This is a genomic window from Micromonospora sp. URMC 103, from assembly GCF_051386435.1.
In the GTDB taxonomy this organism is placed as follows: domain Bacteria; phylum Actinomycetota; class Actinomycetes; order Mycobacteriales; family Micromonosporaceae; genus Micromonospora.
The window spans coordinates 506,684-532,188 of record NZ_JBPQTR010000003.1 but is presented as its reverse complement, the minus strand read 5'-3'; the positions used below and the strand labels follow the sequence as shown (position 1 = coordinate 532,188).

Below are 25,505 nucleotides of genomic sequence, written 5' to 3'. Positions count from 1 at the left end.
CACCGGCGGGCCGGCCGGGGGTGCCCAAAAGCGGGCCCGCGGGGCACACTCGGGACATGCCGGAGCGCATCGACTTCGCCGCTCTCATCGCCGGCCACACCGTCGTGATCGAGATGATCAACTCTGGTGACGCCGGACTTCCCGTCCTCACCCAGCTCTTGCGTGTGGCGCAGCCGGCGCTCGGCGCGGCCGCCATGGCGTTCGTCGAGTTCGGCCCGACCGGGGGCCGGGTGATCTCCGCGACCGGCGCCGCCGAGTGGACCGTCGGCCGGCCGCTGCCCGCCGACGACCCCGCCACCGTGTGCCTGCTCTCCGGGCCCCGCGTCCAGCAGGTGCGCACGGACCAGCTCGACGGCAAGCTCCTCGACGAGCTGGCCGACCGGGGCCTGCGCCGGATGGTGGTGTCCCGGGCGGAGATCGGCGGGTACACGGTGGGCAGCCTGCAGGCGCTCTACGGCGACGGCGACGACGAGCCGGACGCCGACCAGCATGCGGTGATCGCCTACCTCGCCTCCTGCATCGCGCACATGTACGGCGACCAGACCGGGCTGCCGGTGCACAACGACGGTCCCGTCGTGGCGGCGCTCGCCGACGGGCTGGCCGTGGTCGACCGGGACGGTCGCGTACGCCTGTGGAACCCGGCGGCCGCCCAGGTGACGGGGCGGACGGCCACCCAGGCCCTCGGCCGGCCGCTGCCCTTCCCGATCCCCCCGCCGGGGCAGGTGCTCGACCACCGCCTGCCGGACGGTCGCTGGCTGCGGGTCACCTCGGGCGAGCTGCCCGGTCCCGGCGCCCTGCGGGTGGTCACCTTCCGGGACATCACCGACCAGCAGCGCCGCGACCACGAGCGCGACCTCTTCGTCGCGGTGACCAGCCACGAGCTGCGGACGCCCGTCACCGTGATCAAGGGGTACGCGGACACGCTCACCGACCACTGGGAGTCGCTCACCGACACCGACCGGCGCCAGGCCGCCCGGGTGATCGGCCAGCGGGCCAACGAGCTGGCCCGGCTCGTCGACCGGCTGCTCACGTCCGCCGCCGAGTCGGGGCCGGGGGACGATCCGCCCGCGCCGTTCGACCTCGGCGAGGCGCTCCGGGCGGCGGTCACCGACCTGCCCGGCGAGCTGCGCCACCGGCTCGTCCTCGAGCTGCCGGTCGACCTGCCCAAGGCGCTCGGGCACCGGCCGAGCCTGGCCACCGTGCTCACCGAGCTGTCCACGAACGCCGGCAAGTACTCCGCTCCGGGGTCACCGATCGAGGTGAGCGCCCGGGCGGACGGCCAGATGGTCTCGTTCCGCGTGAGCGACCGGGGGATCGGCATCCGGCCCGAGCACGTCGAGCGGGCGTTCGACCGGTTCTGGCAGGGCGAGTCCGGCGACCGCCGCGGCTACCCGGGCGCCGGACTCGGTCTCTACCTGGTCCGCCGGATCGTTGAACAGCAGAACGGGTGGGTATCCCTCCGACCGAGGGCCGGTGGCGGTACGGTCGCAGAGGTGCGGCTGCCGCGGGGTTGACCGGCGGCGGGAAGTGCGAAGGGGCGACGGTGGCGACGGCGAAGGGCGAACGGGCCTGGTGCGTGGTGGTTCCCCACCACGCCAGCGGCGCGCGGCTGGCCCGGCACCGGCTCGCCGACGAGCTGGCCGGCCTCGTCCCGCCCACGCTGCTCGCGGATCTCGTCGCCGTCCTGGCCGAGCTCGTGGGCAACGCGGTCCGGCACGCCCGCCCGCTGCCCGGCGGGGTGATCCGGGTGGCCTGGCGGCTGCGGGCGTCGGTAGACGGCACGCGGATCCAGCTCCGGGTCACCGACGGCGGCGCCGGCGAGGGCCCGCGGATGCGGGCGCCCAGCATGGACGCGGCGGACGGCCGCGGGCTGCACATCGTCGCGGGGCTGTCCAGCCGCTGGGGCGTCGAGCAGGACGGGCTCGGGCAGAGCGTCTGGGCCGAGTTCGAGCCGGCCGGGTCGTCCCGGGCCGATCTCGTCGCGGCCGGCTGAGCAGCTCGGTGGGGCGGGTCCTCCCCACGCCGGTCGGCTCGGGCCTCTAGGCTGTCTCGCCGTGAGCAAGCGTCGAAAGAGCCAGCGGGCCGCCGAGACCACACCGAAGCGGGAGAAGGTGCGCGACGTCTTCGTGCCGCGCCCGTTCGAGGGGCTCGTCGACGAGCCCGAGTGGATCGCGCTGCGCGAGCTGGTGCCGGCCGCGTCGGCGCCGCTGCGGCTGGCTCCCGCCCTGGTCGAGGAGTTCGGCGAGCGCTCCGTGACGCTGGCCACCGTGCTCCCGATGGCCGCTCCCGCCATGACGAAGCCGGACGGCCGGGTGTTCGTCGGGCTCCAGCGCCACCAGCAGTCCGGCGACGTGTCCCGGGACCTCGCCGAGGCCCTGCTCTGCGCGCTGCGCACCGAGCCGGGCGACCCGGTGTCGGTGCCGCCGCTGCCCGGCCCCGGGCCGCGGTTGCAGGACATCCTGGTCGACGGGCCGCTGGAGATCACCATGCACGACGGGTTCGAGTTCTGGCTCGACCCGGGCGCCACCGACGACCCGAACGTGCAGGCGTCCCTCGAGCGGGCGAACGCCGCCATCTACCCGACGGTCCGGCTCGCCGCCGCGAGGGCCGCGTACTGGTGCCAGGTGCCGGAGAAGGCGCACGTGCGCTGGGTGCTGTCCGAGGACGAGGACACGGCGCTCGACGCGCTGGCCCGGCTCGGCGCTGCCGGCTCCCTGCTCCTCGGCGACGACACCCGGTTCGCCGGCATGTTCCGCGCGCACGGGCGCCTCGTCCCGGTGTGGGACCTGCCCGAGCAGACGCCCGCCGCCGAGTGGGAGGAGCCGGTCGCGCAGTTCGGCAAGCGGTACGCCGAGGCGCTGGCCGACTCCGCCCCGCTCGACGCGGCCGGGCGCCGTGCCCGGCAGGGTCTGCTCGGCCGCCAGCTCACACTGCGCTGACGGCGGAGGTCGCGGCGCGGCCCGGGCCCGGCGGCGCCGTCAGCCGCGCAGCGGCTCGCGGACCATCGGGCAGGACATGCAGCGGGGGCCGCCCCGGCCCGACCCCAGCTCCGAGCCGGCGATCGGGATCACCTCGATGCCGGCCCGCTCCAGCTGGGCGTTGGTCTCGACGTTGCGCTCGTAGCCGACGCAGAGGCGCGGCGCGAGGGCGAGGGTGTTGTTGCCGTCGTCCCACTGCTCACGCTCGGCCGTGACCGGGTCGAGGCCGGTGTCGATCACCCGGAGCTGGTCGAGGTCCATGGCGTCCGCGGCGGCCCGCAGGAAGGGCGCCGGGCCGTCCACCCGCGGGTCCTCGCCGTCGGCCCCGGCGATGACGGTGTACGCCGACAGCGTGTCGGCCACGTTCGGGTACATCAGGACGGCGTCGACGTCGACCATCGTGCAGACGGTGTCCAGGTGCATGGTGGCCCGCTCCTGCGCGATGGGCACCACGAGGATGGTGTGCGCCAGGCCGGCGGCGAAGACCTGCCGCCCGAGCCGCTCCGCGCCGGCGGGCGTCGTCCGCTCGCCCACGCCCACCGCGAGCACGCCCGGCGCCAGCAGCAGCACGTCGCCGCCCTCGAGGTGCTCCAGCCCGGGGTCGTAGACGAACTCGGTGCCGGCGAAGCGGGGATGGTAGCGGTAGATGGCGTTGGTGAGGGTGCTCTCCCGCCGCCGGGCCGGCATGGCGAGGCTCGTCACCCCGACGCGGTCCCGGATCCAGAGCGACGAGTCGCGCGTGAAGAGCAGGTTGGGCAGCGGGTCGATCACGAAATCATGCCGGTCCATGAGCGTGTAGACCAGCCCGCCGGGCCGCTCGCGGCTGATCCGCAGCTCCTCGTGGGCGAGACCGGCGATGAGCACGTCGGCGAGCGCGACCGGGTCCAGGTACGCGAGGTGGTCGGCGGCGCGGGCGCGCAGCGAGTCGCCGAGGCGGGGCGAGCGGAGCACCTGCTCGGTCAGCTCGGCCCGCGCGTCGGGCACGGCCAGCGTCTCGGCGAGCAGGTTCGCGAGGTAGAGCACCTCGACCCCGCGCGAGCGCAGCGCCGCGGCGAAGGCGTCGTGCTCCTCCTGGGCCCGCCCCACCCAGGGGATCGCGTCGAAGAGGAGGGTGTCGTTGTTGCGAGGGGTGAGCCGGGCCAACTCGGGGCCGGGGCGGTGCAGCAGCACCGTTCCGAGCCGCCCGACTTCGCTGTCCACGTAGTGGGTCACCCTGGAAGAGTAGGGCAGCGTTTGGCGGCATCCGGCAAAAGAACTGTGGATGAATATGGCATTCATCCACAGTCACTCCGGCGCTCCACCTTGCCGAGCCCCCCGAGTGGCAACGTAGGGTAGTGGGGACATAACTTCGAGGGACCTTTTGCCGGAGGTCGCGATGACTGTCTTCCCCGCTCGACGAGCCGTACCCACCGCCCGGGCCCTGCCGCCCGCCACGGTGCCGCACCCACGGGTGGAGTCGCCGGGGGTTCTCGACCCGGCGCGTCCGACACCCCTGGAGTGGGCCCGCCGTCGGCGGGCGGAGCGCGGCGCGCGGCGTCTGGAGGCGGCGGGAGCCCGGGCCCTGGGCCAGCTCGACCACCTCGGGCCGGCGTGGCACGTCATCGAGTGGCCCCGCACCGACGTGGCCGACGTCCTGCTCGACCGCCCGCACGAGGAACGCGCCGGGTTCCTGGCCATCGGGCCGAGCGGGCTCTTCGCGGTCACGATCGCCGACCACGGCCGGGCCCGTGTCCTCGTCGCCGGTGACGTGGTCCAGATCAACGGCAAGCGCCCGCCCTACGTGGCCGAGGCCCGCCGTGACGCCAAACGGGCCAGCAAGGCGCTGTCCGATGCCGTGGGCCTGCCGATCCCGGTGACGCCGGTGCTGACCTTCGTCGGCTCCGGCGTCATCAGCGTCTACGGCCTGCCGAAGGACTGCCTCATGGCCACCCACCGCGAGCTGGACCGCCTGCTCGTGGCCGGTGGCAACCGGATCAGCCCGGCCACCGCCGAGAAGCTGTCCCGGGTGGCGCAGCACCCCGGCACCTGGCTGAACGGCACGTACCGTCCAGCAGCCGACTACCGGTGGTACGAGGACGGCCGAACGGCCGCTGACAAGCCGGCCAACCGTCGGTAACGTCGTCGAGGGACGTCACGCGGGCCGGTCGGCGCCGGCACCGCGGTTCCGCGCCGTAGCCGGTCGCCTGGTCCGGGCGCTGCTCCGTCAGCCGCGGCCCCGGCGGCCGTGGTGCCGACCGGCGATCGTCCGGGTGACCGGCTAGCGTGGACAGTCCCTCGGTGCACATAGGAGGCGCGGTGGCCCACGTCGAACTCTCGCTCTCGGAAGTGTTCGTGCCGGCGGCGGGGGCGTCGACAGAGCCGCTGCCCGACAACTTCGGCCGCTGGTCCACCACGGTCTCCGATGCCGAGGAGCCCTGCCTGCTGATCGACGCCGACACCAACGTGGTGGCGATCTCGTCCGCCGGATGCGAGCTGCTGTGCCTCGGCGAGCCGGCGACCGTGATCGGGCTGCCCCTGCTCGACGGGGGGCTGCGCCTGCTCGACTTCACCGCCAACCGCGCGGAGCTGACCGAGCAGGAGATCGACAAGATCCCGCCGCTGCTGGCGCTCTCCTCCGGCCGGCTCGCCCGGGGCCTCCTGCGGGTGCAGGCGGCGACCGAGAAGGCATCCGTCGCGACCGTGGACGCCATCTCCACGCCGGTGGTCTGCGAGGGCACGGTGGCCGGCTCGCTCACGTTCTTTTCGGCGGTCTGACCTGCGGCGCAGTGGCGTTCGCCGCACGCGGCGAAGCCGGGCGTACGCGGCCCGAGGCCGTAGGGTGCCCTCATGCTCGATATCGCTCTGCTGCCGGGTGAGTACGCGGTGTGCCGGATGGCCGCCGACTCGGTCCTGCCGCCCGAGCTGTCGAGCGGGCTGGGCGTCGCCGACGTGGTGACGGTGAGCTGGACCGCGGACGGGATCTCGGTGATCTGCCCGATGGACCGGGCCCCCGCGCTGGCCGTGGTGGAGACCGCCTGGCGCTGTCTGCGGCTGGCCGGGCCGGTCGAGGTGACCGTCACCGGCACGCTCGCCGCCCTCGTCGACCCGCTCGCCGGGGCCCGGGTCAGCGCGATCGCGTTCTCCACCTTCGACACCGACTATCTGCTGGTCCCGGCCGTGCGCCTGCGGGAGGCGACCGCCGCCCTGGAGCGCGCCGGGCACCGCGTCCTCGGCTGACCTTCACGGCCGCCGCGGTTCCTCCTACGATGGGCACGGCCACCCCGGCCGTAACGTCCCCGCTGCCTTCGAGGATCGGCCCGTGCCGCCCACCCCGCCGCCTCGCCGCCCGGCGTCGCCCCCCGCCGGCCGCCTCCCGGCCCGCGTTCTCGTCGTGCTGGCCGCGGTGGCCGCGGTGACCGGGTGCGCCGCGCCGCCCGAGCTGCGCCAGCCGGTGTCGGCCGGGACGCCGTCCACCCCGCCTCCCCCGACCTCCGCGCCGGCTTCCCCGGTGCCGTCGGTCACCGGCCTGCCGTCGGCCGTGCCGGGCGTCACGTCGCCCTCGACCGACCCCGGCTTCGTGGCGACGCCGTGCCGGAACGGTCCGGCCGGCCAACGGGTCGTCCAGTTGCTACGGGGGCCGAGCGCGGTCCTCCCCGATTCCGTCGGGGTCCGGGTCCGCACCGGGCCGCTCTGCGCCGGGGACTGGCAGTACACGGTGCTCGACGTGACCGGGCACGAGGAGCTCCAGGTGGTCACCCGGGGCCGGTCCAGCGCCCCGGAGCTGGTGACGGCCGGCACGGACGTCTGCACCGCCGAGGTGCGGGCGGTCAGCCCGCCCGGGATCCGGACGTTGGCCTGCGACGGCGGCACGGTGGCCCCGCCGGGTGCGTAGGCTGGTCGGCATGCCGGGAACTCCGCCGACGCGCTTCGTCTACCTCGGGCCCGAGGGCACCTTCGCGGAGCAGGCGCTGCGCACTCTCCCCGCCGCCGAACGCGGCAGCCGTACGCCCGCCCGCAGCGTCGGGGAGGCGCTGGAGAACGTCCGGGCCGGAGACGCCGACGCCGCCCTCGTGCCGCTGGAGAACTCGATCGGCGGAGCCGTGGGGGTGACCCTCGACGAGCTGGCCGAGGGCGAGCCGCTGGTGATCACCCGCGAGGTGATCCTGCCCGTGGAGTTCGTGCTCGGCGCGCGCCCCGGCACCGAGCTGGCCGCCGTCCGCATGGTGGCGGCGCACCCGCAGGCGTCCACGCAGTGCCGGAACTGGCTGCGCGCGCACCTGCCCGACGCGGTCGTGGTCGACGTGCTGTCCAACGGCGCGGCCGCGGCGGGCGCGGCCACCGGCGAGTACGACGCCGCCATCTGCGCTCCGATCGGCGCGAGCCGGCACCGGCTCGCGGTGCTCGCCGACAAGATCGCCGACCACGCGGAGGCGGTGACCCGCTTCGCGCTGGTGTCCCGCCCCGGCCCGCCGCCGCCACCGACCGGGGACGACGTCACCTCGCTGGCCGTCTACATCGCCCACGACCGGGTGGGCGCGCTGCTGTCGGTGCTCATGGAACTGGCCGTACGCGGGGTCAACCTGACCCGGATCGAGTCCCGGCCGACGGGCGAGGCACTCGGCCGCTACGTCTTCTTCCTCGACTGCACCGGTCACGTGGCGGACGTGCGGCTCGGTGAGGCGTTGCAGGGCCTGCGCCGGGTCTGCGCCGACGTACGCTTCCTCGGCTCGTATCCCCGGCACCGCTGGGCCGAGGCGGGCGACCGGCCCGTGCCGCCACCGCCCGGTCTCTCGGACGTCGACTACGCCGACGCGGCGGCCTGGCTCGCCCGGCTGCGCTTCGGCGAGCTGAGCTGATCGATCGGCGCCGCGCCCGGCCGGGCCGCGCAACCCCGTGCGGCGTCCGGCCGGGCGGCCCCGCCGGACGCCGCGTTCCTCAGCTCAGCAGGCCGCCGAGCAGACCGCCCTGCTGCTCCTGCGCCCCGCTGCCCATCACGGGCGGCTCCTCGGACGGCTGCACCACCACGAAGCCCTGACCGGCGAAGCTCATGGTGAACGCCTCGCCGGTGCGCCGGCCCAGCAGCGTGCCGAGGCCCAGCTGCTCGGCCCGGTGGTAGCCGGTCTGCAGGTTGGCCGACCAGCAGACGGCGGCCTGCGGGTCGACGTACGTGGGCTGGTCGACGTTGAGCACCACCGGGGTGCCCCTGGTCGTGATCGCGATCCGGCCGTGGCCGGAGAAGACGCAGTTGAACAGGCCCGAGGAGGAGGCCATGCCGGCGCCGCCGACCATGCGGATGTCGTACTGGAGGGTGGTGTCGAACGCCAGCACGCTGGAGCCGTTGATGGAGAGCGCGTCGCCCGGCTCCAGGTCGATGATGTGCACGTCCTTGGCCAGCTCGGCCAGGAAGACGTCGCCGCGGCCGCTGACCTTCATGAGGGGTACGCCCTCGCCGGTGAGCTTCTGCTTGAGAAACTTGCCGAGCCCGCCGGAGCCCAGCGCCTGGAACTGCACCTGCCCCTGGTAGGCGACCATCGACCCGACGCGGGCCATCGCCTCACCGTTGAGCTCGATCTTCAACATCTTGGAGTTCTGCAGCCGCATGCCGGGCTGGGCGGACTCCTTCTCCAGGTTCTCCGCGGAGAACAGCGCGCTGCGCATGGATGTGCCTCCTGAGGTCGCGATGCCTGCAACGACCGTAGGCGACCCCCGCAACGGCCGGCGGCGGGGCACGCGGCGTGCCGGGTGAGCGGCCGGCGCGCGCTCAGGCCCAGCCGAGGTCGTGCAGCCGCTCGTCGTCGATGCCGAAGTGGTGGGCGATCTCGTGCACCACGGTGATCGCCACCTCGTCGACGACGTCGTCGTCGTTGTCGCAGATGCGCAGGATCGGGTGGCGGTAGATGAAGATCCGGTCCGGCAGCACGCCGGAGTAGTCCCAGCCCCGCTCGGTGAGGGCGTGGCCCTCGTACAGGCCGAGGAGGTCCTCCTCACCTGGCGGCGGGTCGTCCTCGACGAGGATCACCACGTTGCTCATGAGGCCGAGCAGTTCCTCGGGCACCTCGTCGAGGGCGTCGGCGACCAGCTCCTCGAAGCGCTCGCGGCTCATCTCCATCGGCACCCCGCCATTCTGCCCGACGTGACCGGGAGCGGACCCCGTCAAGATCGACGCACGCCCACGGGAAGAGTCACCCTTTCCGTGGGCGTGCGGCTCAGCGGGGCTTCAGGAGACGAGACGCGCGGTGAGGGTGATCTCGGCGCCCGGCGAGAGCAGCCGCGAGATCGGGCAGTTCGCCTTGGCGGCCTCGGCGAGCTTCTGGAACTCGCCCTCGTCGATGCCGGGCACCTCGCCGACGGTCTCGAGCTCGATGCGGGTCACGCTGAACCCGGCGTCGGTCTTGTCCAGGTGGACCTTGGCCGTGGTGTCCACGGAGGTCGGCGCCGAGCCGGCGTCGGCGAGCGCCTTGGAGAAGGCCATCGAGAAGCAGCCGGCGTGCGCGGCGCCGATCAGCTCCTCCGGGTTGGTGCCCTCTCCCTCCTCGAAGCGCGACTTGAAGGAGTAGTTCCCCTGCATGCCGCCCTTGCCGGTGCGGATGGTGCCGGACCCCTCGGTGAGGTTGCCCTGCCAACGTGCGGAAGCGGTACGGATAGGCATGGCCCGACGCTATCCGAAAGCCGATCGGCCTGCGACGGCCTCCGCCGAGGCCCGTCCTGCGATCCCCGTCACCGGGCGTCCGCTGTGCCATGATTCGACCCAGGCGCGTGACCGGCGGGAGGACTTCCCCATGTCCCGAGACATTCCCATCCCACGGCAGGACGACCGGTCCGAGGGGACGTCGGTCGTCGAATGGGGAGCCACCGAGCCGGTGACGCCGACGCGGCCCCGCCGCACCCTCGTCGACCTCGGCCGGGACCGGCGGCTTCCGCTCCTGCTGGCCGGGCTGGGCGCGGTGGCCGGGGTCGCCTCGCTGGTCGGCGAGTGGGTGGTGATGCCGCTGCCCGGTGGCGGCCCGTTGGGCGGCGACATCCGGGTGCCCTCCGGGGTCTCCGAGATCGGCGGCTTCGGGGTCGGTTACCTGGTCGGGCTGGTCGTGCTGGCCTGCGGGGTGGCGCTTGCCCTGCGCGGCACGACCGCCGTCCGGCACGACGCCCGGGTCGCCGGGCTCGCCGTGGCCGGGGTGCTGGTGGCGCTGCTCACGGCTACCGCTCTGGAACTCGACGACCCCGGGCAGCGGGGCCTCTTCTACGCGCCGGAGGCCGGCTTCCGCGTCGAGTACGGCCGCGGCCTCGTGATGGCCTTCGTGGCCTGCCTGCTGCTCGGCGCGGCGCTGTGGCTGGCCCCGAACGCGGGCGCCCTCGACGGCGACGCGCCGGCCGGCCCGGTGTTCCGCCGGCGTCGCCGCCCGCGCCAGGAGCCGGAGGACGTGCCGCCCGCGCCGGCCGACCTGACCGTGCAGCCGACGGTTCCGTTCGCCCACCCGCAACCGCCGGCCTGATCCCGGCGGGGCGACCCGGCCCGCACGCCACGGGCGGGCGGCCCGGAGCGCGCCCGGCGGGTCAGAGCGCCGCCCAGCGCCGCTCGCCGTCGACCAGCACGTCGGTGGCGCGCAGTCCCAGCCGCTCGGCGACCCGCGCGGAGGCCCGGTGGTCGGGGTGCACGTGCGCGATCAGCGCCTGGATCCCCTGCCGGTCGAGCCAGCCGACCATGCCGGCCGCGGCCTCGGCCGCGTAACCGCGGCCCTGTTCGGGTGCCACGACCACCCAGGCCAGCTCGGCCACGCTCCGGTCGCCGTCGAGCCGTACGGTCGCCTGCACGGTGCCCACCGCCTCACCGGTCTCCCGGTGACGGACGATCCAGTTCAGCCAGCCCTCGGTGCCGTCCGGGGAGCGCCCGGTGGCCTGGCGCGCGTAACGGGACCGCAGCTGCTCGAGCGTGGCCGGCTCGCCGCCGATGTACTCGTGCAGGCGCTCGTCCCGCAGGAGCGGGGCCATCTCGTCGGCGTGCTCGACCCGCAGCGGCTCCAACACCAACCGCTCGGTCTCGACCAGCTCGGCCACCGGGAAGTCACGCGCCGCCACACGCCAACCGTACGTCCGGTCGGCCGGACGCGGGGTGGGGAAGGCGACATCGCGGGGCCGCCACGGGTTGGCATCCGATTCGTCTGGAAGCCATGGATGCGACCGGTTCGGCGAGGTACGGTTGCTGCCCGCCGTCACTCCGGGTCGAGGATCGACCACAGAAACGGCTGGTTGCGGCGGCGGCGGGCGAAGGAGGAACGATGACCCGCCCGGGCCTGCCCAAGCTGATCGCCACCGACCTCGACGGGACGCTCGTCCGCAGCGACGACACGGTTTCCGCGTACACCCACGAGGTGCTCGACCGGGTCCGGGCCGCCGGGATCCCGGTGGTGGGCGCCACCGGACGTGGCCCGCGGCTGACCGAGCTGACCCGCAACGACATCCGCGCGGCCGACTTCCTCGTGATGGCCGGCGGCGGGCGCGTGGTCGACCAGAGCGACCCCGCCGGACCGGTGGTCCTCCGGGACGAGCGGCTGCCCGCCGAGGTGCTCGCCCGGCTCCTCGCCGACCTGGAGGCCGAGGTCGGTCCCCTCACCGTGATGGTGGAGGCGTCGGACGAGCACGACGCCCCGCTCTGGGGCGACTACGACCCGAGCTGGCCCTACCAGGACCGGTTCGAGCCGCGTACCCGCGCGGAGTGCCTCTCCAGCGATGTCATCAAGGCGTTCGCCCGGACCGCCGACCACCACGTGGACGAGCTGCTCGAGGTGGCGCGGCGGATCGTCCCGGCCGAGGTGGCCACGCTGACCCAGGCGGGGCTCGGGTTCGTCGAGATCACCCCGGCCGGAGTGGACAAGGCGACGGGTCTGGCCGTCGTGGCGCAGGCCCTCGGCGTGGACCCGGGCGACGTGCTGGTCTTCGGGGACCAGCCCAACGACCTGCCGATGTTCACGTGGGCCGGCTGGTCCCGGGTGGCCGTCTCCAACGCCCACCCGGCCGTCCGCGCCGCCGCCGACGAGGTGACCCTGCGCAACGACGACGACGGTGTGGCCGTCTACCTGGACCGACTACTCTCCCGGTGATGGGAGAGACGCCGCGGCTGGTCGCCACCGACATCGACGGAACGCTGCTCCGGGACGACCGGACGGTCAGCCCGCGCACCGCCGAGGTGCTGGCCCGGGTCGCCGCGCGGGGCACGCCCGTCGTGCTGGTCACCGGCCGTCCCATCCGCTGGCTCAAGCTGGTGTACGACCAGCTGGCCGAGCCGCTGCCGGCGATCTGCGCGAACGGCGCGGTGGTGTACGACCCGCACGGCGACGAGGTGCTGCGGGCCGATCCGCTGGCGCCGGAGCTGCTCGCCGAGGTGGCCCGGCGGCTGCGGGCCGAGGTGCCCGACGTGAGCTTCGCGGTGGAGGTCACCGACAGCCGCCAGATGCGCCACGAGGCGCACTACCCGCTGCGCTGGGACGCCGACCACGACGCGATCCGCGTGGTGGAGACACCCGAGGAGCTGCTGGCGGCGCCGGCGGTGAAGCTGCTCGCGCGGGCCGGCGAGCAGGACCCGGACGCGTTCGTCGCGCTGGTGTCCGGGGCGCTGAGGGGCCTGGCCGAGGCCACCCACTCGTCGTACTCGGGACTCGTGGAGATCTCGGCGGCCGGGGTGACGAAGGCGGCGGGGCTGGCCTGGTTCTGTGCCCGGCTCGGCGTCGAGGCCCGGGACGTGCTGGCCTTCGGCGACATGCCCAACGACGTGCCGATGCTGACCTGGGCCGGCCGGGCGGTCGCTGTGGCGAACGCGCACCCCGCCGTCCGGGAGATCGCTCACGAGGTGGCGCCCGCCAACACCGAGGACGGCGTCGCGGCGTACCTGGAGAAGATCTTCGACGTGGGGTGAGCGCCGGCGGGGGCGCGACGCCCCCGCCGGCAGGCCCGGCCGCGGCCGGAGGTGTGCGACGGATCAGAGGTACTGGCCGGTGCCGTGCCCCTGCCCCTCGCCGCCCTGCTGCCCCATGCCCGGCATTCCGGGCACCATCCCGCTGGGCCCGCTGGGCAGCGCCCGGCCGCCGGAGCGCATCTGCTCGAGCTGCACGCGGGCGGCCATCTGCTGGGCGACCAGCGCCGCCTGGATGCCGTGGAACAGGCCCTCGAGCCAGCCGACCAGCTGGGCGTGGGCGATCCGCAGCTCGCCCTCGCTCGGCGCGACCTCCTCGGTGAAGGGCAGCGAGATCCGCTCCAGCTCCTCGCGCAGCTCGGGGGCGAGACCCTCCTTGAGCTCCACGATCGAGCGCTCGTGGATCTCCCGCATCCGGTGTCGGCTGGCGTCGTCCAGCGGGGCGGCCTTGACCTCCTCCAGCAGCTGCTTGATCATGCTGCCGATCCGCATCACCTTGGCGGGCTGCTCGACCAGGCGGGTCGGATCCTCCCCCGGCCCGTCGTCGGTCTGCACGGTGCCGACCGGCCGCCCGTCGGGGCCGACCACCACCACCGTCCCGGAGTGACCGGTGCCCTCGTGGCCCGGCTCGTCGTTCTGTCCAGCGGAACGCGCTTCGGTCATGGGATCCATCTTTACCCAGGGCTCCCCGCGGACGCTCGCCGGGACCGGCTCCCCGGCCGGAACCACCCGCTGGTGCGCGCTACCGTTCGGGCCATGCCCGCCGACCCGCGCGCCGTGCTGAGCCGGCCCGCCCCGGAGCCGGACCACACCGTCGCGTACGGCGACCATCCGGACCAGATCGCCGACCTGCGGGCGCCGGCCGGTGGCGGACCCGCCCGACCGCTCGTCGTCGTGGTGCACGGCGGCTTCTGGCGGGCGGAGTACGACCGCCGGCACACCGGCCCCCTGGCGGCCGCGCTGGCCGCGCTGGGTCACCCGGTGGCGCAGCTCGAGTACCGGCGTACCGGGCAGCCCGGCGGCGGCTGGCCGAACACCCTCACCGACGTGCTGACCGGCGTGGCCGCGCTGCCCCGGCTGACCGCCACGGCGATGCCGGGCCGGGTCTCCGCCGCGCCGCCGATCCTCGTCGGTCACTCGGCGGGCGGTCACCTCGCGCTCTACGTGGCGGCCACCGCGCCCGCGGCGGTCGGTGGTGTGGTGGCGCTCGCCCCGGTGGCCGACCTGGCCGAGGCGTACCGGCGGGACCTCGACGGCGGCGCGGTGGCCGCCCTGCTCGGGGGCGGGCCGGACGAGGTCCCGGAACGGTACGCGACAACCGATCCGCGGACGCTGGTACCGATACGGCCACGCACAGTAGTCATCCACGGCGGGCGGGACGTGCAGGTTCCGCCCTCGATCAGCCGGGATTTCGTGGCGTCGGCGCGATCTGCGGGGTCCGAAATGACCCTGGTTGAGCTGGATGAATGCGAGCATTTCGGGCTGATAGACCCCGAGTCGGCCGCCTGGCCCCGGGTGGTGGAAGCGTTGCAATCCCTACACGATGATCACGCGGCCGATTGACGCAGCGTCGTCGACCCGGTAGAACGCCGAAGGGGCGACCGGCCCTGCATTTCTCCTGGAAGGACTCGGTGTCGCAGATGAACCGCAGGCGGGCGCTCCAACTCCTGGCCGCGCTCGGTACGACCGGACTCGTCGCGGCGTGCGGCAACGACACCGACGAAGGCTCGGGCGGGGGCGCCAGGAGCCCGATCAAGATCGGCCTCATCACCCCGCAGGCGGGGGGCCTCAAGGCGATCGGCGAGGAGATCACCAACGGCTTCCAGCTGTTCCTCGACCTGAACCAGCAGCAGCTGGGCGGCCACCCCGTGACGTTGGTCACCGCGGACGAGGGTGAGAGCGCCAAGACGGGCAAGGCCGCGGTCGACGAGCTGCTGCGGCAGGGCGTGCTCGCCCTGACCGGCGTCGTCAACTCGGCCGTCATGCTCGGCATCCGGGACACCGTCGAGCAGGCGCGGGTGCCGCTCATCGGCTCGAACGCCTCGCCGAGCACCCTCCAGAGCGTGGTCTACATCTGGCGGACGTCGTATGTGCTCGACGAGGCGGGCCGGGCGCTCGGCGGGTACCTCCGGGACAAGCTCCCGGCCAACAGCCGGGTGGCGATGATCATGCCGGAGAACGTCGGCGCCCCCGACGTGGTGCGCGGCTTCCGGCAGGAGTTCGGCGCGTCCGACCGGCGCATCGGCGACCCCGTCGTCTGGACCACGGCCGCCACCAACCCCGGCAAGACCGCCTTCGTGTCGGACATCCAGAAGGCACTGAGCCGCCGCCCGAGCGCCGTCTTCTGCTTCTTCGCGGGCGACGCGGGCGTCGAGTTCATCAAGCAGCTCCGCAACGAGGGCTACCGGGGGCCCGTCTACGCTCCCGGCTTCCTCACCGAGGGCACCGCGCTCGACAGCATGAAGAACGACGCGCTCAACATCCAGACCGCGTTGAACTACTCGGCCGACCTCAACAACACGGCGAACCGGGTCTTCGCCTCGGCGTACCGGAAGAAGCACAACACCTCGCCGACCACCTACGCCATGGCCTCGTACGACGCGGCGCAGGTGCTTCACCAGGCGATCGACCTGGCCGGTGAGAACCCGAACCCGCAGCAGGTCAACCTCGCGCTGGGCAAGCTCGGGCAGATCGACAGCCCACGCGGGATCTGGCAGTTCAACCAGCCGCGCACCCCCCAGCAGAAGTGGTACCTCCGCCAGGTGCAGCGCGACGGCCAGGTGACGTCGAACGTCGTGGTGACCGAGCTGGCGACGCTCGGCTGAGATCCCCGGCCCCGGGCCGGCGGGCCCGGGTCGGTGGTGTCAGTGCCGCAGCTCGGCGATGCAGCACTTGACGCTGCCGCCGCCCTTCTTCAGCTCGGCCAGCTCGACCGGCACCGGCTGGTAGCCGGCCGCCTTGAGCTTCCGCGCGAGCCCGGTGGCCTCGCTGTTCAGCACCACGTTGAGCCCGTCGCTCACCAGGTTGAGACCGAAGGCCATGGCGTCGTCGTCGTCGGCGATCACGGCGTCCGGGAAGAGCTGGGCGAGCACCCGCTGGCTGGCCGTGGAGAACGCGCCGGGGAAGTACGTGATGTTGCTGTCGTCGATGGCCGCGAGCGCCACGTCGAGGTGGTAGAAGCGCGGGTCGACGAGGCGCAGCGACACCACCGGCCGGTTGAGCGCCTCCTGCGCCTCGGCGTGCGCCGCGATCTCGGTGCGGAAGCCGTGCCCCGCGAGGATGAGCCCGCCGTGCGCCTCCGGGACGAACGCGAAGTCGCCCTCGCCCTCGTTGGTCTCGCTCGGCGCCACGAACCGCCAGCCCTGCGCCTCGTAGAACGCGCGGTGCGCGGCGGCCTCGGCGGCCCGCTGCTCGTGCTTGAACTGGGCGCCGTAGACGCTGCCGTCGACCACGAAGGCGCCGTTGGCCGCGTACACCATGTCCGGCAGGCCCTGCTCGGCGGTGAGCAGGTGCACGTCGTGGCCGAGGTTGACGAGTGTCTCCCGCAGCCGGTCCCACTGCTTCACGGCCAGCTCGGAGTCGACCGGCGTGGTCACGTCCATCCACGGGTTGATCGCGTACTCGACCGCGAAGTGCTCCGGAGAACACATGAGATATGTCCGCTTTCGCGGCACTCGCTGCTGGTTCACGGTGACCAAGGGTAGGTACCGTAGAACTTTGGTAACAGCCACAACCATTGCTTCCCAGAGGCGGAACGTTGCAGATAGACGCCGTTGACCAGCGGATCATTGCGTTGCTCGTCGCCGACGCCCGCGCGTCGTACGCCGACATCGGCACCCGGGTGTCACTCTCCGCCCCGGCCGTCAAGCGACGGGTCGACCGGCTCCGCGCGGCCGGGGTGATCCGGGGATTCACGGCCGTCGTCGACCCGGCCGCCGTCGGGTGGACGACCGAGGCCTTCGTCGAGCTCTTCTGTGCCGGCCGCACCACGCCCGCGCAGATCGGCGTGGCGGCCCGCCGCCACCCCGAGGTGGTCGGCGCGTACACCGTCTCCGGGGAGGCCGACGCGCTCGTGCACCTGCGCGCCGCCGACATCGCCCACCTGGAGGCCGCGCTGGAGCGGCTGCGCGCCGAGACCTTCGTGACCTCCACCCGCAGCACGATCGTGCTCTCGCGCCTGGTCGAGTCCCCCGGTGTGGGCCCCTCCACACGCTGACGCCCACCCCTCGGAGCGGCCTTGACCTGAACCGCGCTTCAGGGTGTCGACTGGTCCGGGGGCCGAGGAGGGGAGTACGCCGTGCGGGCTGTCGGGATACGCGGGTTCGGCGGGCCGGAGGTGCTCGTGCCGGGCAGCGCGCCGGATCCGGTGGCGGGGCCGGGCCAGGTGCTCGTCGAGGTGGCGCACGCCAACATCACCTTCGTGGAGACCCAGTTCCGGGCCGGCCGGTCGGGGCCGTTCGGCGGCGCCCCGCCGCTCATTCCCGGCAACGGCGTGGGAGGCGTCATCACCGCGGTGGGCGCGGCCGTCGACCCGGCGCTCACCGGCCGGCGCGTCGTGAGCGCCACGGGCGGCTCCGGCGCGTACGCCGAGCGGGTCGCGGTGGACGCCGCGGCACCCATCGAGGTCCCCGACGGGCTGGCGCTCGACGCGGCCGTGGCGCTGCTCGCCGACGGACGCACCGCGACCATGCTCGTCGACGCGGTAGGCGTGCGCCCCGGCGAGCGGGTGCTGGTCGAGGCCGCCGCCGGCGGGGTGGGCAGCCTGCTCGTGCAGCTCGCCGCGGCGGCGGGCGCGCGGGTTGTCGGGCTCGCCGGCGGTGAGCGGAAGGTGTCGCTGCTGCCGGAGCTGGGCGCCGAGGTGGCGGTGGACTACCGCCGGCCGGGCTGGGCCGACCGGGTCCGAGCCGCCACCGGCGGCGTCGACATCGTGTTCGACGGCGTCGGCGGCGACGTCGGCCGGACCGCGTTCACGCTCCTCGACCGGGGCGGGCGCATGGTGAGCTTCGGCCTGGCCAGCGGCGAGTGGGCCGGGATCACCGCCGAGGACGCGGCGGCCCGGGACGTGACGCTGGTACGGCCGGACGTGCCGCCCGCGCGGCTGCGCGCGTACGCCGAACGGGCCCTCGCGGAGGCGGCGGCCGGGCGGCTGCGCCCGCTGATCGGCCAGCGGTTCCCGCTGGACCAGGCGGCCGACGCGCACGCGGCGATCGAGTCCCGGGCCACGGTGGGCAAGACGCTGCTCGACGTCCGCTGACGCGGCGGTCGACGCCCGCTCAGAGGTACATGCCGGTGCGGTGCTCGCCGTCCTCGCGGCGGACGGGCTTGTCGCCCTCACCGAAGAACCGCTTGCCGCCGAACTCGCCGTGCAGCCGGTCGTCCAGCTCGTCGGCGAGCCCCGTCATCACCTGGACGGCCAGCATGAGGTGGGTGGGCTGAAAGTTGCGGCCGAACACCGGGATGGACGCCCAGACCGTGTCGTCCGCGCAGTAGAGGCGCCCGATCGGCATCCGGTTGGTCAGTTCGGAGAGCTTGACGTAGAGCCGCTCGGTCGGCTCGACCTCGGTGAGCACCGGCGAGAAGACGTCGACGAGGGGCGGATTGTCCCGCACCCGGACGAAGACCATGGCCGAGCCGGCCCGGATGTTGATGTCGCCGTCGGAGTCCACCTGCAACCTGTCGGAGTCGGACTTCAACATCGTGGACACGACCGTCCGGACCCGCTCCTCCAGCGCCAGCACGTCGCTCTGCTGCGACTGGGCCGACACGGCCTCCACGAGCGCCTCGTCCAGGTCCTCCCCCACGTCGCGACCCGCCCCGAACTCGCTGCGCGCGGTGCCCAGCGGGCCACCGGGCAGCGGCTCGCCCTCGGCGTCGTGGATCAGGTAGACGAGGAACGCGGGGTGCGGCGCGCCGTAGACGTCGCGCAGCGTACGGGAGAGCAGGGCGGCGATCCGCTTCGTCTCGGCCGTCGTGCCGTCCAGGCCGAAGTACTCACCCGAGCCCTCGAGAACGCCCGGCGGCGACCAGCCCAGCGCGATCATGTCCGCGACCGCCATCCGGTTCAGCCGGTAGCCGTCCGGCAGGCCGGCGTTGCCGACCGCCCGGGCCGAGAGCTGACCGTCCTCGCCCACGTCGACGCTGATCGAGTAGACGGCGTCGCCCGTGCCGGAGGCGGTCGGGTCGAGGGTCAACTCGACGTGCGCGCCGGCGGGCAGCGTCGGCAGCCGCTCGGCGAGGGCCCGGGCGAACTCCTGCCACGCCTGGGTCACCTTGGCACGCAGGTCGGCGGTGCTCGGCTCGTCGAGCAGGATCGACTCCGAAGCGGCGCCCGGCGGTTCGCCGAGCGGCGCCGAGGGGTGGTCTGCCGTCATGATCGCCTCCGTCCGTCATGGTCACCCTACCCACGCCGAGCGGGGGCCGAATCAGCCCCGACCGTCATCGGACAGCCCCGCCCGGCGGACCGGTCAGCGAGGCTCACACGGCGCGATCCGCGCGGCAGTGTCCGTACGGTCGGTCCCCTCCGCACCGGGTCAGGGTGCGGTCGGGTCGGGGCGGTCGGCGCCGAGTTCGACGGGCCAGGCGGCCGCGAGCGCGCTGAGCCTCGCGGCGGCGGCCGCCGGATCGGCGCCGCGCCCCACCGCCAGCCCGAGAAGGTACGCGGACACCGGCGCGCCGGGCCGGAGAACCTGGTGGGCGACGTCCTTCGCCAGGTCGAGCACGGCCGGGACCGGGACCTGCGCCGGATCGAGGCCCAGGTCGGCGCAGGCCGCCGTGACCCAGTCGTCCATCACCGTCATCGCGCCCACCCCTCCGCCCGGCGTACGTCCTGGTCAGTGTCGCAGTCGAACCACGGCGGCGGGCCCCCGCCCACCCAGGACACCTCCCGCACACGCAGCCCGTCGAGCAGTAAGCGCACCGGGGCGCCCGTGAGCGTGCCCCGCTCGGCCGCGACCCGGTCGAGGGCGGCCCGCAGCGCGGGCACGCGCCACACCCCGCAGAGCGTCTGCCGCCGCCCGTCGGCGTCGACGTAACAGGCCCCGTCGGCGTCTGTCCCGGCGTCCGGGCCGGTCAGTTCGCGGAGCAGGACGGCCACCGCGTCGCCGGTGAGCAGCGGGAGGTCGGCGGCGAGCAGGGCGACCACGGCCGTGCCGAGGTCGAGCAGGGCGAGCCCGGCCGCGGTGGCGGCCACCGGACCGCCGCCGGGCGGATCCTCGCGCGTCACGCGTACGCCGGGCGGGGGTGGATCGGCCGGCCCGACCAGGATCCGCGCGGTGGCGTCGGAGACCGCGGCCAACACCCGGTCCCGCATGGGGCGACCGCCGACCGGCAGCGCGGGCTTGTCCACCCCGCCCATCCGCCGGGCCGCGCCGCCCGCGAGCACCACCGCCGCGTACGTACCCACCCGGTCACGGTAGCCGTGCGGGTGCCCCGGCGCAGGGTGCAGGATGGCGGGGTGGGACGGGCAGCTGAGCGACGTGGCGTACTCCGGATCGACCTCGACGCGACCGACGGCCGCACCTCCGTCCGGCGACCGGACACCCTCGCCGCGGAGGAGCCGCTGGAAATCCGGGTGGGCCGCGCCGGCCCGGGCCGCCGTGCGCCGCTCGCGGTGACGATGCGCACCCCCGGCGACGACCTCGACCTCGCCGTCGGGTTCCTGCTGACCGAGGGGTTGATCCGGTCGGCCGACGACGTGCACACCGCCCAGCTCTGCGCCGGCGCGGAGACGCCCAACACGTACAACGTGGTCGACGTGGTGCTCGCGCCCGGTGTGCCGGAGCCGACGACCGACCCGGCCCGGAACTTCTACACGACCAGCTCCTGCGGCGTCTGCGGGAAGGCCAGCATCGACGCGGTCCGGACCCGGTCGCTCTTCCCCGTGGCCGACGACGCGGTCACCGTGCCGGCGACCGTCCTGACCGAGCTGCCGGACCTTCTGCGCGCGGCGCAGCGCGGCTTCGACCGCACCGGCGGCCTGCACGCGGCCGGCCTGTTCAGCGCCGAGGGGGAGTTGCTCGTGCTCCGCGAGGACGTGGGCCGGCACAACGCCGTCGACAAGGTGGTCGGCTGGGCGGTGCGCGAGCGCCGGCTGCCCCTGGCCGGGCACCTGCTGATGGTGTCCGGGCGGGCGAGCTTCGAGCTGACCCAGAAGGCGTGGATGGCGGGGCTGCCGTTGCTGGCGGCGGTGTCCGCGCCGAGCAGCCTCGCCGTCGACCTCGCCGAGGAGGCCGGGATGACGCTCGTCGGCTTCCTGCGCGGCCGGACGATGAACGTCTACGCCGGCCCGCAGCGGGTGCGCGTGAGCTGATCCCGCAGGGGCCGACCGTCGTCAGGTGAACAGGTTGATCTCGACGGCGCCGCCCAGCAGACCGAGGCGGTAGGCGGCGTCGCGGGCGATGAGGAAGCCGGCGATCCCGAGGACCCAGCCCAGCGCGCTGCCCGCCTTCTGCGTGATCCACGTGTTGAGCCGCCCGAGCAGCCGCTCGATGGGCGCGGGGAAGGCCAGCCTGGCGCCCAGTAGCAGCAGCGCGGGCACCACCATGACCACGCAGTAGCCGGCCAGCACGGCCACCACTGCCGGACCGGAGAGATCGGCCGTCGACAGCAGGGTCACCGCGCCGAGGTACGGCAGCATGGTCGCCACCTCGGCCAGCGCGGCGAGCAACGCCAGCCCGACCAGCCAGCGGCCCGAGGCGTCGCCCGAGGTGGCCCGGTCCCGCCAGCGCAGCACACCGCCGCCGGAGCGGCGCTGCCGCTTGCCGTCGTAGCGGAAGCTGAGCACGAAGAGCCCCACCCCGAGCGCGAGCTGCGCCCAGAGCACCGGCCGGTGGTCCAGCGCCCCGCCCACCGTCTCGGCCAGTCGCGTGCCGCCCCAGACGAGCAGCAGCCCGACCCCGAGGTAGAAGCCGGCGATCGTGCCGAGGTAGGTGAGGATCCGCCCCACCCGGATCGGACCCGGCGTCAGCAGGAGCCAGACCGGGATGAAGAGCGTGCCGATGCTGGTGCTGTCGATCAGCGCCAGACCGGCGAGCGTCAGCAGCAGGCCGACGCTCATGGCTTCGCCGAGGGGAGTAGGTGCACGTGCCGATTCTCGGCCCGGCGCGGCCCGATCGAGTCGACCACGGGAACGAACAGCGTCTACATCCTTCGACGGACCGGAGCCCGCGGCGCCGTGGTCGACTCGACTCAGCGGCCCGCACGGCGCCTCCGCCGCCGCGGACGGACCACACCGGGCGGCCCGACGGCCGGCCAGCCGTCGAGGTCCGAGGGCGGTACGCCCCGACGGAGCAGGTCGTCGAGGAGCACGGCCAGCGAGTAGTCGGGGTGCTGGGCGAGCGCCCGTTCCAGCGCGACCGCGGCGAGCGCGCCCTCGCCCGCGCGCCACGCCGCGAAGGCCAGCAGACTCGCGGGAGCGGCGATGAACTCCGGCTCGGCCCGCCGCAGCACGTCGGACCAGAGCGCGATGTCCCGGTCCCGGCCGTCGGTGCGCTCCCAGGCGTGGTCACGGACCGACAGGTGGGTCAGGAGCAGGCTGAGCCAGGCCACCTCGTCGTCGCCGAGGCGCTCGCCCCTCCGCTGCCGGCGCAGCGCCTCGCGTACCGCCGTCACCCCCGCCTCGTGCAGCGCGCGCCCGCCCGGCGGGCCGCTGCCCGGCGACGCCTCGACGAGGTCCACGAGCCGCCGTTCGGCGGCGTCGGTCGCCCGGCGCATGGCCAGCCGGGCCGGCCCGTCCACGGGCGCCACCCGGGCGGCCAGCGCGGCCCGGTCCGGCAGCGCGACCTGCCCGGCCAGGACCGCGGACGCGGTGACCGGGCTCGTGCCGGGGTCGTACGGCCGGCCGTCGGGCGGGCAGCAGCGCGCCTCCGTGCACAGGTACGACCACCAGCGGCCGTCGGTGACCCGCAGCGCGTCGAGCAGCTCGAGGCCGGCTTCGCCAAGCGCCTCGCGGACCGCGTCCACGGTGGGCGTCACCCGGGCCGCGGGCCCGTAGCCGACCACGGTGGCGGCGTCGACGCGCTGCCGGTGGACGACACCGGCGAGATGCCGGGCCGGGTGGGCCGGGTCCTCGGGCGGGGCGGGCAGGTCGGCGCGGGCGGCGAAGACGATGCGCCGGCCGCGCAGCGCCACCACGACCACGCTGTCGGCGGGGTGGAAGCCGAGCAGGTACGGCACGGCGGCGAGCAGGTCGGCGGGTGAGCGGACGGCGAGCCGGGGACGGTCGGTCGAGGTCATGCCGGCAGCCTGCGACCCGGAACGGGGGCCCGGCTGCCCCTGTGGACGACACGCACGTCGTCCACAGGCACGCACCGTAGTTTCCCTGCTGGGGCGCGTTCGGCGGCGTGCGCGACAGCGTCACCGGCGCACGATTCGGGCGGCCGTACGCTCCGGAGGCGGTCGGTGTCGGCGGCACGGGTTACGGTGCGCTGATGGACCTCGCGTATCTGCGGGCGCACCCGGCGCACCTGCCGACCTTCCTGACCCACCAGCGGATCCGGGAGACGCCGGTGTCCGGCGGCGACATCTGCGCCGCCTCGCGACTCACGCTGGACGACGGCCACTCGGTGTTCGCCAAGACCTGGCCGGAGCACGCCGGGCGACCGGTGCCGGAGGGCTTCTTCGCCGCCGAGGCCGCCGGGCTGCGCTGGCTGCGAGAGGCGGGCGCCGTGCCGCTGCCCGAGGTGATCGTGGCGTTGCCCGACCTGCTCGCCCTCGACTGGGTGCAGCCCGGCGAGCCGGGCCCGGAGGCGGCCGAGCGGTTCGGCCGGGAACTGGCCGCCCTGCACCGGGCGGGCGCGCCGTCATTCGGAGCGGAGTGGCCCGGCTACATCGGGGCGCTTCCGCAGGACAACACGCCCGACACGGGTCCGTGGTCGGCGTGGTTCGCCCGCCGGCGGCTCATCCCGTACCTGCGGCGCTCGGTGGCCGGTGGCGCGCTGACCCCGACCGAGACGGCCCTCGTCGAGGAGATCGTCGACCGGGTCGGCGAGTTCGGCGGCGACGAGCCACCGGCGCGGATCCACGGCGACCTCTGGCCGGGCAACGTGCTCTGGGGTGCGGACGAGCGCGCGTGGCTCGTCGACCCGGCCGCGCACGGCGGGCACCGCGAGACGGACCTCGCCCAGCTGGCGCTCTTCGGCGGCACGCCGTTCCTGGACCGGATCCTCGCCTCCTATCAGGAGGTCTGGCCGCTGGCCGACGGATGGCAGGCCCGTGTGCCGCTGCACCAGCTGCATCTGCTGCTGGTGCACACGGCGCTGTTCGGCGCCTCCTACCGCGATGCGGTCGGCCGGGCCGCCCGATCCGCCCTCGCGGGCCTCGGTCGCGCTACGGTCGACAGGTGAGCGCCGTCCAACCGACCGAGGGCGTCCTCGTCGACCGGTACGGCCGGGTCGCGCGGGACCTCCGCGTTTCGCTGACCGACAAGTGCAACCTGCGCTGCACGTACTGCATGCCGGCCGAGGGCCTGCCCTGGCTGGCCGGGCCGGAGCTGCTCACCGACGACGAGGTCGTACGCCTGATCCGCGTGGCCGTGGAGCGGCTCGGCGTGACCGAGGTGCGTTTCACCGGCGGGGAGCCGCTGATCCGGCCCGGGCTGGCCGCCATCGTGACCGCCGTGGCCGCGCTCGAACCCCGTCCCACGATCTCGTTGACCACGAACGGCATCGGGCTCGACCGGCTCGCGCCGACGCTGCGGTCCGCCGGCCTCGACCGGGTGAACGTCTCGCTGGACACGCTGAGCGCGGACCGCTTCGCCCGGCTGACCCGCCGTCCCCGGCTCGACGCCGTCCTGGCCGGCCTGGCCGGCGCGGCGGCGGCGGGCCTGACCCCGGTGAAGGTCAACAGCGTCCTCATGCGCGGGATCAACGACGACGAGGCGCCGGCCCTGCTCCGCTTCGCGGTCGAGCACGGCTACGAGCTGCGGTTCATCGAGCAGATGCCGCTGGACGCGCAACACGGGTGGAGCCGGGCCGACATGGTGACGGCCGACGAGATCCTCGCGTCGCTGCGCCGCGAGTTCGACCTGCGTGCCGATCCGAGCGACCGCGGCTCGGCGCCCGCCGAGACCTGGCTGGTCGGCGGCGGCCCGGCCCGGGTCGGCGTCATCGGCAGCGTGACCCGCCCGTTCTGCGGCGACTGCGACCGCACCCGGCTCACCGCCGACGGCCAAGTCCGCGCCTGCCTGTTCGCCACCGAGGAGTCCGACCTGCGGGGCGCGCTGCGCGGCGGCGTGGACGACGACGGGTTGGCCGCCCGCTGGCGCAGCGCGATGTGGGGCAAGCGGGCCGGTCACGGCATCGACGACCCGACCTTCCTGCAACCCGCCCGGCCCATGTCCGCCATCGGAGGGTGACCGTGACCGACCCGACGCCGCGGACCACCGCGGCACCGCTCACCGTGCGTTACTTCGCCGGGGCCCGGGCCGCGGCCGGCCGCACCGAGGAGCGCCTGCCGGCCGGGCGTTCGCTCGACGACCTCACGGCGGAGCTGGCCGGGCGGCACGGCGACCGGCTCGCCGCCGTGCTGCGGGTGGCGAGTTTCCTCGTGGACGGGGTGACCTGTCATGATCGTCAGGCACCGCTGCCGGCCGGGGCGACCATCGATGTCCTGCCTCCGTTCGCCGGCGGCTGAGGGAGGCGTGGTAC

General features: G+C 74.5%; 31 protein-coding genes. 19 read left to right on the top strand and 12 right to left on the bottom strand.

All coding sequences use genetic code 11. The features are described 5' to 3' along the window. Nucleotides 1-56: 56 nt before the first annotated feature. From ACSNOA_RS02905 to ACSNOA_RS02895, 3 genes are all read left to right on the top strand, one after another. Nucleotides 57-1,514 carry an ATP-binding protein gene (locus tag ACSNOA_RS02905; RefSeq protein WP_436655932.1) on the top strand — a complete coding sequence of 486 codons (1,458 nt, stop codon included), beginning with the start codon at nt 57-59 and terminating at the stop codon, nt 1,512-1,514. Further along, nucleotides 1,511-1,993: an ATP-binding protein gene (locus ACSNOA_RS02900; protein ID WP_436655930.1), complete on the top strand. Its 483-nt coding sequence runs from the start codon at nt 1,511-1,513 to the stop codon at nt 1,991-1,993. The genes ACSNOA_RS02905 and ACSNOA_RS02900 overlap by 4 nt, the downstream gene beginning before the upstream one ends. 61 nt (nt 1,994-2,054) lie before the next feature. Beyond that, nucleotides 2,055-2,939, top strand: coding sequence for a DUF5926 family protein (locus ACSNOA_RS02895; RefSeq protein WP_436655928.1), 885 nt, complete (start codon nt 2,055-2,057; stop codon nt 2,937-2,939). Between the two features lie 39 nt (nt 2,940-2,978). On the opposite strand, the gene ACSNOA_RS02890 is transcribed toward ACSNOA_RS02895, so the two are convergent. Next, the gene (locus ACSNOA_RS02890; protein WP_436655926.1) at nt 2,979-4,190 is read right to left on the bottom strand and encodes an arginine deiminase; all 1,212 of its coding nucleotides are present in this window, start codon (nt 4,188-4,190) and stop codon (nt 2,979-2,981) included. A gap of 163 nt (nt 4,191-4,353) precedes the next feature. Here ACSNOA_RS02890 and ACSNOA_RS02885 point away from each other — a divergent pair, with 163 nt between their 5' ends. From ACSNOA_RS02885 to pheA, 5 genes are all read left to right on the top strand, one after another. Then, entirely contained in the window at nt 4,354-5,094 is a 741-nt protein-coding gene (locus ACSNOA_RS02885) for a hypothetical protein (RefSeq protein ID WP_436655924.1), read from the top strand. A gap of 179 nt (nt 5,095-5,273) precedes the next feature. Next, complete coding sequence (locus tag ACSNOA_RS02880; protein ID WP_436655922.1) at nt 5,274-5,732, top strand: hypothetical protein; 459 nt, start codon at nt 5,274-5,276, stop codon at nt 5,730-5,732. 72 nt (nt 5,733-5,804) lie between these two features. Beyond that, nucleotides 5,805-6,194 (top strand): ACT domain-containing protein, encoded by a 390-nt coding sequence (locus ACSNOA_RS02875; RefSeq protein WP_436655920.1) that lies wholly within the window; start codon nt 5,805-5,807, stop codon nt 6,192-6,194. A gap of 82 nt (nt 6,195-6,276) precedes the next feature. Continuing rightward, a complete protein-coding gene (locus ACSNOA_RS02870) occupies nt 6,277-6,849 on the top strand; it encodes a hypothetical protein (RefSeq protein WP_436655918.1) in 573 nt (190 codons plus the stop codon). 10 nt (nt 6,850-6,859) lie between these two features. After that, complete coding sequence (pheA, locus tag ACSNOA_RS02865) at nt 6,860-7,813, top strand: prephenate dehydratase (RefSeq protein ID WP_436655916.1); 954 nt, start codon at nt 6,860-6,862, stop codon at nt 7,811-7,813. A 79-nt stretch (nt 7,814-7,892) separates the two neighbouring features. On the opposite strand, the gene ACSNOA_RS02860 is transcribed toward pheA, so the two are convergent. The 3 genes from ACSNOA_RS02860 to ACSNOA_RS02850 all read right to left on the bottom strand — a co-directional run bounded on the left by ACSNOA_RS02860 (nt 7,893) and on the right by ACSNOA_RS02850 (nt 9,606). Next, nucleotides 7,893-8,615, bottom strand: a complete 723-nt coding sequence (locus ACSNOA_RS02860) for an AIM24 family protein (protein ID WP_436655914.1) — start codon at nt 8,613-8,615, stop codon at nt 7,893-7,895. A gap of 103 nt (nt 8,616-8,718) precedes the next feature. Further along, nucleotides 8,719-9,066, bottom strand: a complete 348-nt coding sequence (locus ACSNOA_RS02855) for a metallopeptidase family protein (RefSeq protein ID WP_436656197.1) — start codon at nt 9,064-9,066, stop codon at nt 8,719-8,721. Between the two features lie 108 nt (nt 9,067-9,174). Beyond that, a complete protein-coding gene (locus ACSNOA_RS02850) occupies nt 9,175-9,606 on the bottom strand; it encodes an OsmC family protein (protein WP_436655912.1) in 432 nt (143 codons plus the stop codon). Between the two features lie 130 nt (nt 9,607-9,736). On the opposite strand from ACSNOA_RS02850, the gene ACSNOA_RS02845 reads away from it, so the two are divergent. Continuing rightward, entirely contained in the window at nt 9,737-10,447 is a 711-nt protein-coding gene (locus tag ACSNOA_RS02845; protein WP_436655910.1) for a hypothetical protein, read from the top strand. Between the two features lie 61 nt (nt 10,448-10,508). On the opposite strand, the gene ACSNOA_RS02840 is transcribed toward ACSNOA_RS02845, so the two are convergent. Then, the gene (locus ACSNOA_RS02840; RefSeq protein WP_436655908.1) at nt 10,509-11,030 is read right to left on the bottom strand and encodes a GNAT family N-acetyltransferase; all 522 of its coding nucleotides are present in this window, start codon (nt 11,028-11,030) and stop codon (nt 10,509-10,511) included. A gap of 200 nt (nt 11,031-11,230) precedes the next feature. Here ACSNOA_RS02840 and ACSNOA_RS02835 point away from each other — a divergent pair, with 200 nt between their 5' ends. Together ACSNOA_RS02835 and ACSNOA_RS02830 are read left to right on the top strand one after the other, a co-directional pair. Beyond that, the gene (locus tag ACSNOA_RS02835; protein WP_436655905.1) at nt 11,231-12,052 is read left to right on the top strand and encodes an HAD family hydrolase; all 822 of its coding nucleotides are present in this window, start codon (nt 11,231-11,233) and stop codon (nt 12,050-12,052) included. After that, nucleotides 12,052-12,864, top strand: coding sequence for an HAD family hydrolase (locus ACSNOA_RS02830; protein WP_436655903.1), 813 nt, complete (start codon nt 12,052-12,054; stop codon nt 12,862-12,864). Before ACSNOA_RS02835 ends, ACSNOA_RS02830 begins: the two co-directional genes overlap by 1 nt. A 63-nt stretch (nt 12,865-12,927) precedes the next feature. Here ACSNOA_RS02830 and ACSNOA_RS02825 read toward each other — a convergent pair whose 3' ends face one another. Further along, the gene (locus tag ACSNOA_RS02825) at nt 12,928-13,533 is read right to left on the bottom strand and encodes a bacterial proteasome activator family protein (protein ID WP_436655901.1); all 606 of its coding nucleotides are present in this window, start codon (nt 13,531-13,533) and stop codon (nt 12,928-12,930) included. Nucleotides 13,534-13,617: 84 nt separating this feature from the next. On the opposite strand from ACSNOA_RS02825, the gene ACSNOA_RS02820 reads away from it, so the two are divergent. Then, on the top strand, nt 13,618-14,424 hold the full coding sequence (locus ACSNOA_RS02820; protein ID WP_436655899.1) for an alpha/beta hydrolase family protein: 807 nt from the start codon (nt 13,618-13,620) through the stop codon (nt 14,422-14,424). 68 nt (nt 14,425-14,492) lie between these two features. Then, complete coding sequence (locus tag ACSNOA_RS02815) at nt 14,493-15,686, top strand: ABC transporter substrate-binding protein (protein WP_436655897.1); 1,194 nt, start codon at nt 14,493-14,495, stop codon at nt 15,684-15,686. Between the two features lie 39 nt (nt 15,687-15,725). Here the strand turns inward: ACSNOA_RS02815 and ddaH are convergent, their stop codons facing one another. Further along, a complete protein-coding gene (ddaH, locus tag ACSNOA_RS02810) occupies nt 15,726-16,559 on the bottom strand; it encodes a dimethylargininase (RefSeq protein WP_436655895.1) in 834 nt (277 codons plus the stop codon). 59 nt (nt 16,560-16,618) lie between these two features. Between ddaH and ACSNOA_RS02805 the strand changes: the two genes are divergently transcribed. Beyond that, complete coding sequence (locus ACSNOA_RS02805; protein WP_436655893.1) at nt 16,619-17,077, top strand: Lrp/AsnC family transcriptional regulator; 459 nt, start codon at nt 16,619-16,621, stop codon at nt 17,075-17,077. A gap of 81 nt (nt 17,078-17,158) precedes the next feature. Next, entirely contained in the window at nt 17,159-18,115 is a 957-nt protein-coding gene (locus ACSNOA_RS02800; protein WP_436655891.1) for a zinc-binding dehydrogenase, read from the top strand. Between the two features lie 19 nt (nt 18,116-18,134). On the opposite strand, the gene ACSNOA_RS02795 is transcribed toward ACSNOA_RS02800, so the two are convergent. From ACSNOA_RS02795 to mobA, 3 genes are all read right to left on the bottom strand, one after another. Continuing rightward, nucleotides 18,135-19,232 (bottom strand): T3SS (YopN, CesT) and YbjN peptide-binding chaperone 1, encoded by a 1,098-nt coding sequence (locus ACSNOA_RS02795; protein ID WP_436655889.1) that lies wholly within the window; start codon nt 19,230-19,232, stop codon nt 18,135-18,137. Nucleotides 19,233-19,391: 159 nt separating this feature from the next. Next, nucleotides 19,392-19,658, bottom strand: a complete 267-nt coding sequence (locus ACSNOA_RS02790) for a DUF6457 domain-containing protein (RefSeq protein WP_436655887.1) — start codon at nt 19,656-19,658, stop codon at nt 19,392-19,394. Beyond that, nucleotides 19,655-20,263 carry a molybdenum cofactor guanylyltransferase gene (gene mobA, locus ACSNOA_RS02785; protein WP_436655885.1) on the bottom strand — a complete coding sequence of 203 codons (609 nt, stop codon included), beginning with the start codon at nt 20,261-20,263 and terminating at the stop codon, nt 19,655-19,657. Before mobA ends, ACSNOA_RS02790 begins: the two co-directional genes overlap by 4 nt. A gap of 51 nt (nt 20,264-20,314) precedes the next feature. Here mobA and fdhD point away from each other — a divergent pair, with 51 nt between their 5' ends. Beyond that, nucleotides 20,315-21,169, top strand: a complete 855-nt coding sequence (fdhD, locus tag ACSNOA_RS02780) for a formate dehydrogenase accessory sulfurtransferase FdhD (protein ID WP_436655883.1) — start codon at nt 20,315-20,317, stop codon at nt 21,167-21,169. A gap of 21 nt (nt 21,170-21,190) precedes the next feature. Here the strand turns inward: fdhD and ACSNOA_RS02775 are convergent, their stop codons facing one another. Next, nucleotides 21,191-21,916 (bottom strand): GAP family protein, encoded by a 726-nt coding sequence (locus ACSNOA_RS02775; RefSeq protein WP_436655881.1) that lies wholly within the window; start codon nt 21,914-21,916, stop codon nt 21,191-21,193. A gap of 131 nt (nt 21,917-22,047) precedes the next feature. After that, on the bottom strand, nt 22,048-23,094 hold the full coding sequence (locus tag ACSNOA_RS02770; RefSeq protein WP_436655879.1) for a DUF4192 domain-containing protein: 1,047 nt from the start codon (nt 23,092-23,094) through the stop codon (nt 22,048-22,050). 194 nt (nt 23,095-23,288) lie between these two features. Here ACSNOA_RS02770 and ACSNOA_RS02765 point away from each other — a divergent pair, with 194 nt between their 5' ends. The 3 genes from ACSNOA_RS02765 to ACSNOA_RS02755 are packed head-to-tail and all read left to right on the top strand — an operon-like array spanning nt 23,289 to nt 25,491. Beyond that, nucleotides 23,289-24,203, top strand: a complete 915-nt coding sequence (locus ACSNOA_RS02765) for a fructosamine kinase family protein (RefSeq protein WP_436655877.1) — start codon at nt 23,289-23,291, stop codon at nt 24,201-24,203. Continuing rightward, nucleotides 24,200-25,213, top strand: coding sequence for a GTP 3',8-cyclase MoaA (gene moaA, locus ACSNOA_RS02760; RefSeq protein WP_436655875.1), 1,014 nt, complete (start codon nt 24,200-24,202; stop codon nt 25,211-25,213). The genes ACSNOA_RS02765 and moaA overlap by 4 nt, the downstream gene beginning before the upstream one ends. After that, nucleotides 25,210-25,491, top strand: a complete 282-nt coding sequence (locus tag ACSNOA_RS02755) for a MoaD/ThiS family protein (protein WP_436655873.1) — start codon at nt 25,210-25,212, stop codon at nt 25,489-25,491. The genes moaA and ACSNOA_RS02755 overlap by 4 nt, the downstream gene beginning before the upstream one ends. The last annotated feature ends 14 nt before the right edge of the window (nt 25,492-25,505 follow it).

What these genes read in the sequence shown, in the direction of transcription:
- ACSNOA_RS02765 (WP_436655877.1), top strand. Translation starts at nt 23,289, where the DNA reads ATGGACCTCGCGTATCTGCGGGCGCACCCGGCGCACCTGCCGACCTTC.
- ACSNOA_RS02905 (WP_436655932.1), top strand. Translation starts at nt 57, where the DNA reads ATGCCGGAGCGCATCGACTTCGCCGCTCTCATCGCCGGCCACACCGTC.
- ACSNOA_RS02875 (WP_436655920.1), top strand. Translation starts at nt 5,805, where the DNA reads ATGCTCGATATCGCTCTGCTGCCGGGTGAGTACGCGGTGTGCCGGATG.
- ACSNOA_RS02855 (WP_436656197.1), bottom strand. Translation starts at nt 9,066, where the DNA reads ATGGAGATGAGCCGCGAGCGCTTCGAGGAGCTGGTCGCCGACGCCCTC.
- ACSNOA_RS02790 (WP_436655887.1), bottom strand. Translation starts at nt 19,658, where the DNA reads ATGACGGTGATGGACGACTGGGTCACGGCGGCCTGCGCCGACCTGGGC.
- ACSNOA_RS02835 (WP_436655905.1), top strand. Translation starts at nt 11,231, where the DNA reads ATGACCCGCCCGGGCCTGCCCAAGCTGATCGCCACCGACCTCGACGGG.
- ACSNOA_RS02770 (WP_436655879.1), bottom strand. Translation starts at nt 23,094, where the DNA reads ATGACCTCGACCGACCGTCCCCGGCTCGCCGTCCGCTCACCCGCCGAC.
- ACSNOA_RS02825 (WP_436655901.1), bottom strand. Translation starts at nt 13,533, where the DNA reads ATGGATCCCATGACCGAAGCGCGTTCCGCTGGACAGAACGACGAGCCG.
- ACSNOA_RS02885 (WP_436655924.1), top strand. Translation starts at nt 4,354, where the DNA reads ATGACTGTCTTCCCCGCTCGACGAGCCGTACCCACCGCCCGGGCCCTG.
- ACSNOA_RS02830 (WP_436655903.1), top strand. Translation starts at nt 12,052, where the DNA reads ATGGGAGAGACGCCGCGGCTGGTCGCCACCGACATCGACGGAACGCTG.
- ACSNOA_RS02820 (WP_436655899.1), top strand. Translation starts at nt 13,618, where the DNA reads ATGCCCGCCGACCCGCGCGCCGTGCTGAGCCGGCCCGCCCCGGAGCCG.
- ACSNOA_RS02795 (WP_436655889.1), bottom strand. Translation starts at nt 19,232, where the DNA reads ATGACGGCAGACCACCCCTCGGCGCCGCTCGGCGAACCGCCGGGCGCC.
- ACSNOA_RS02775 (WP_436655881.1), bottom strand. Translation starts at nt 21,916, where the DNA reads ATGAGCGTCGGCCTGCTGCTGACGCTCGCCGGTCTGGCGCTGATCGAC.
- ACSNOA_RS02850 (WP_436655912.1), bottom strand. Translation starts at nt 9,606, where the DNA reads ATGCCTATCCGTACCGCTTCCGCACGTTGGCAGGGCAACCTCACCGAG.
- pheA (WP_436655916.1), top strand. Translation starts at nt 6,860, where the DNA reads ATGCCGGGAACTCCGCCGACGCGCTTCGTCTACCTCGGGCCCGAGGGC.
- ACSNOA_RS02860 (WP_436655914.1), bottom strand. Translation starts at nt 8,615, where the DNA reads ATGCGCAGCGCGCTGTTCTCCGCGGAGAACCTGGAGAAGGAGTCCGCC.
- ACSNOA_RS02845 (WP_436655910.1), top strand. Translation starts at nt 9,737, where the DNA reads ATGTCCCGAGACATTCCCATCCCACGGCAGGACGACCGGTCCGAGGGG.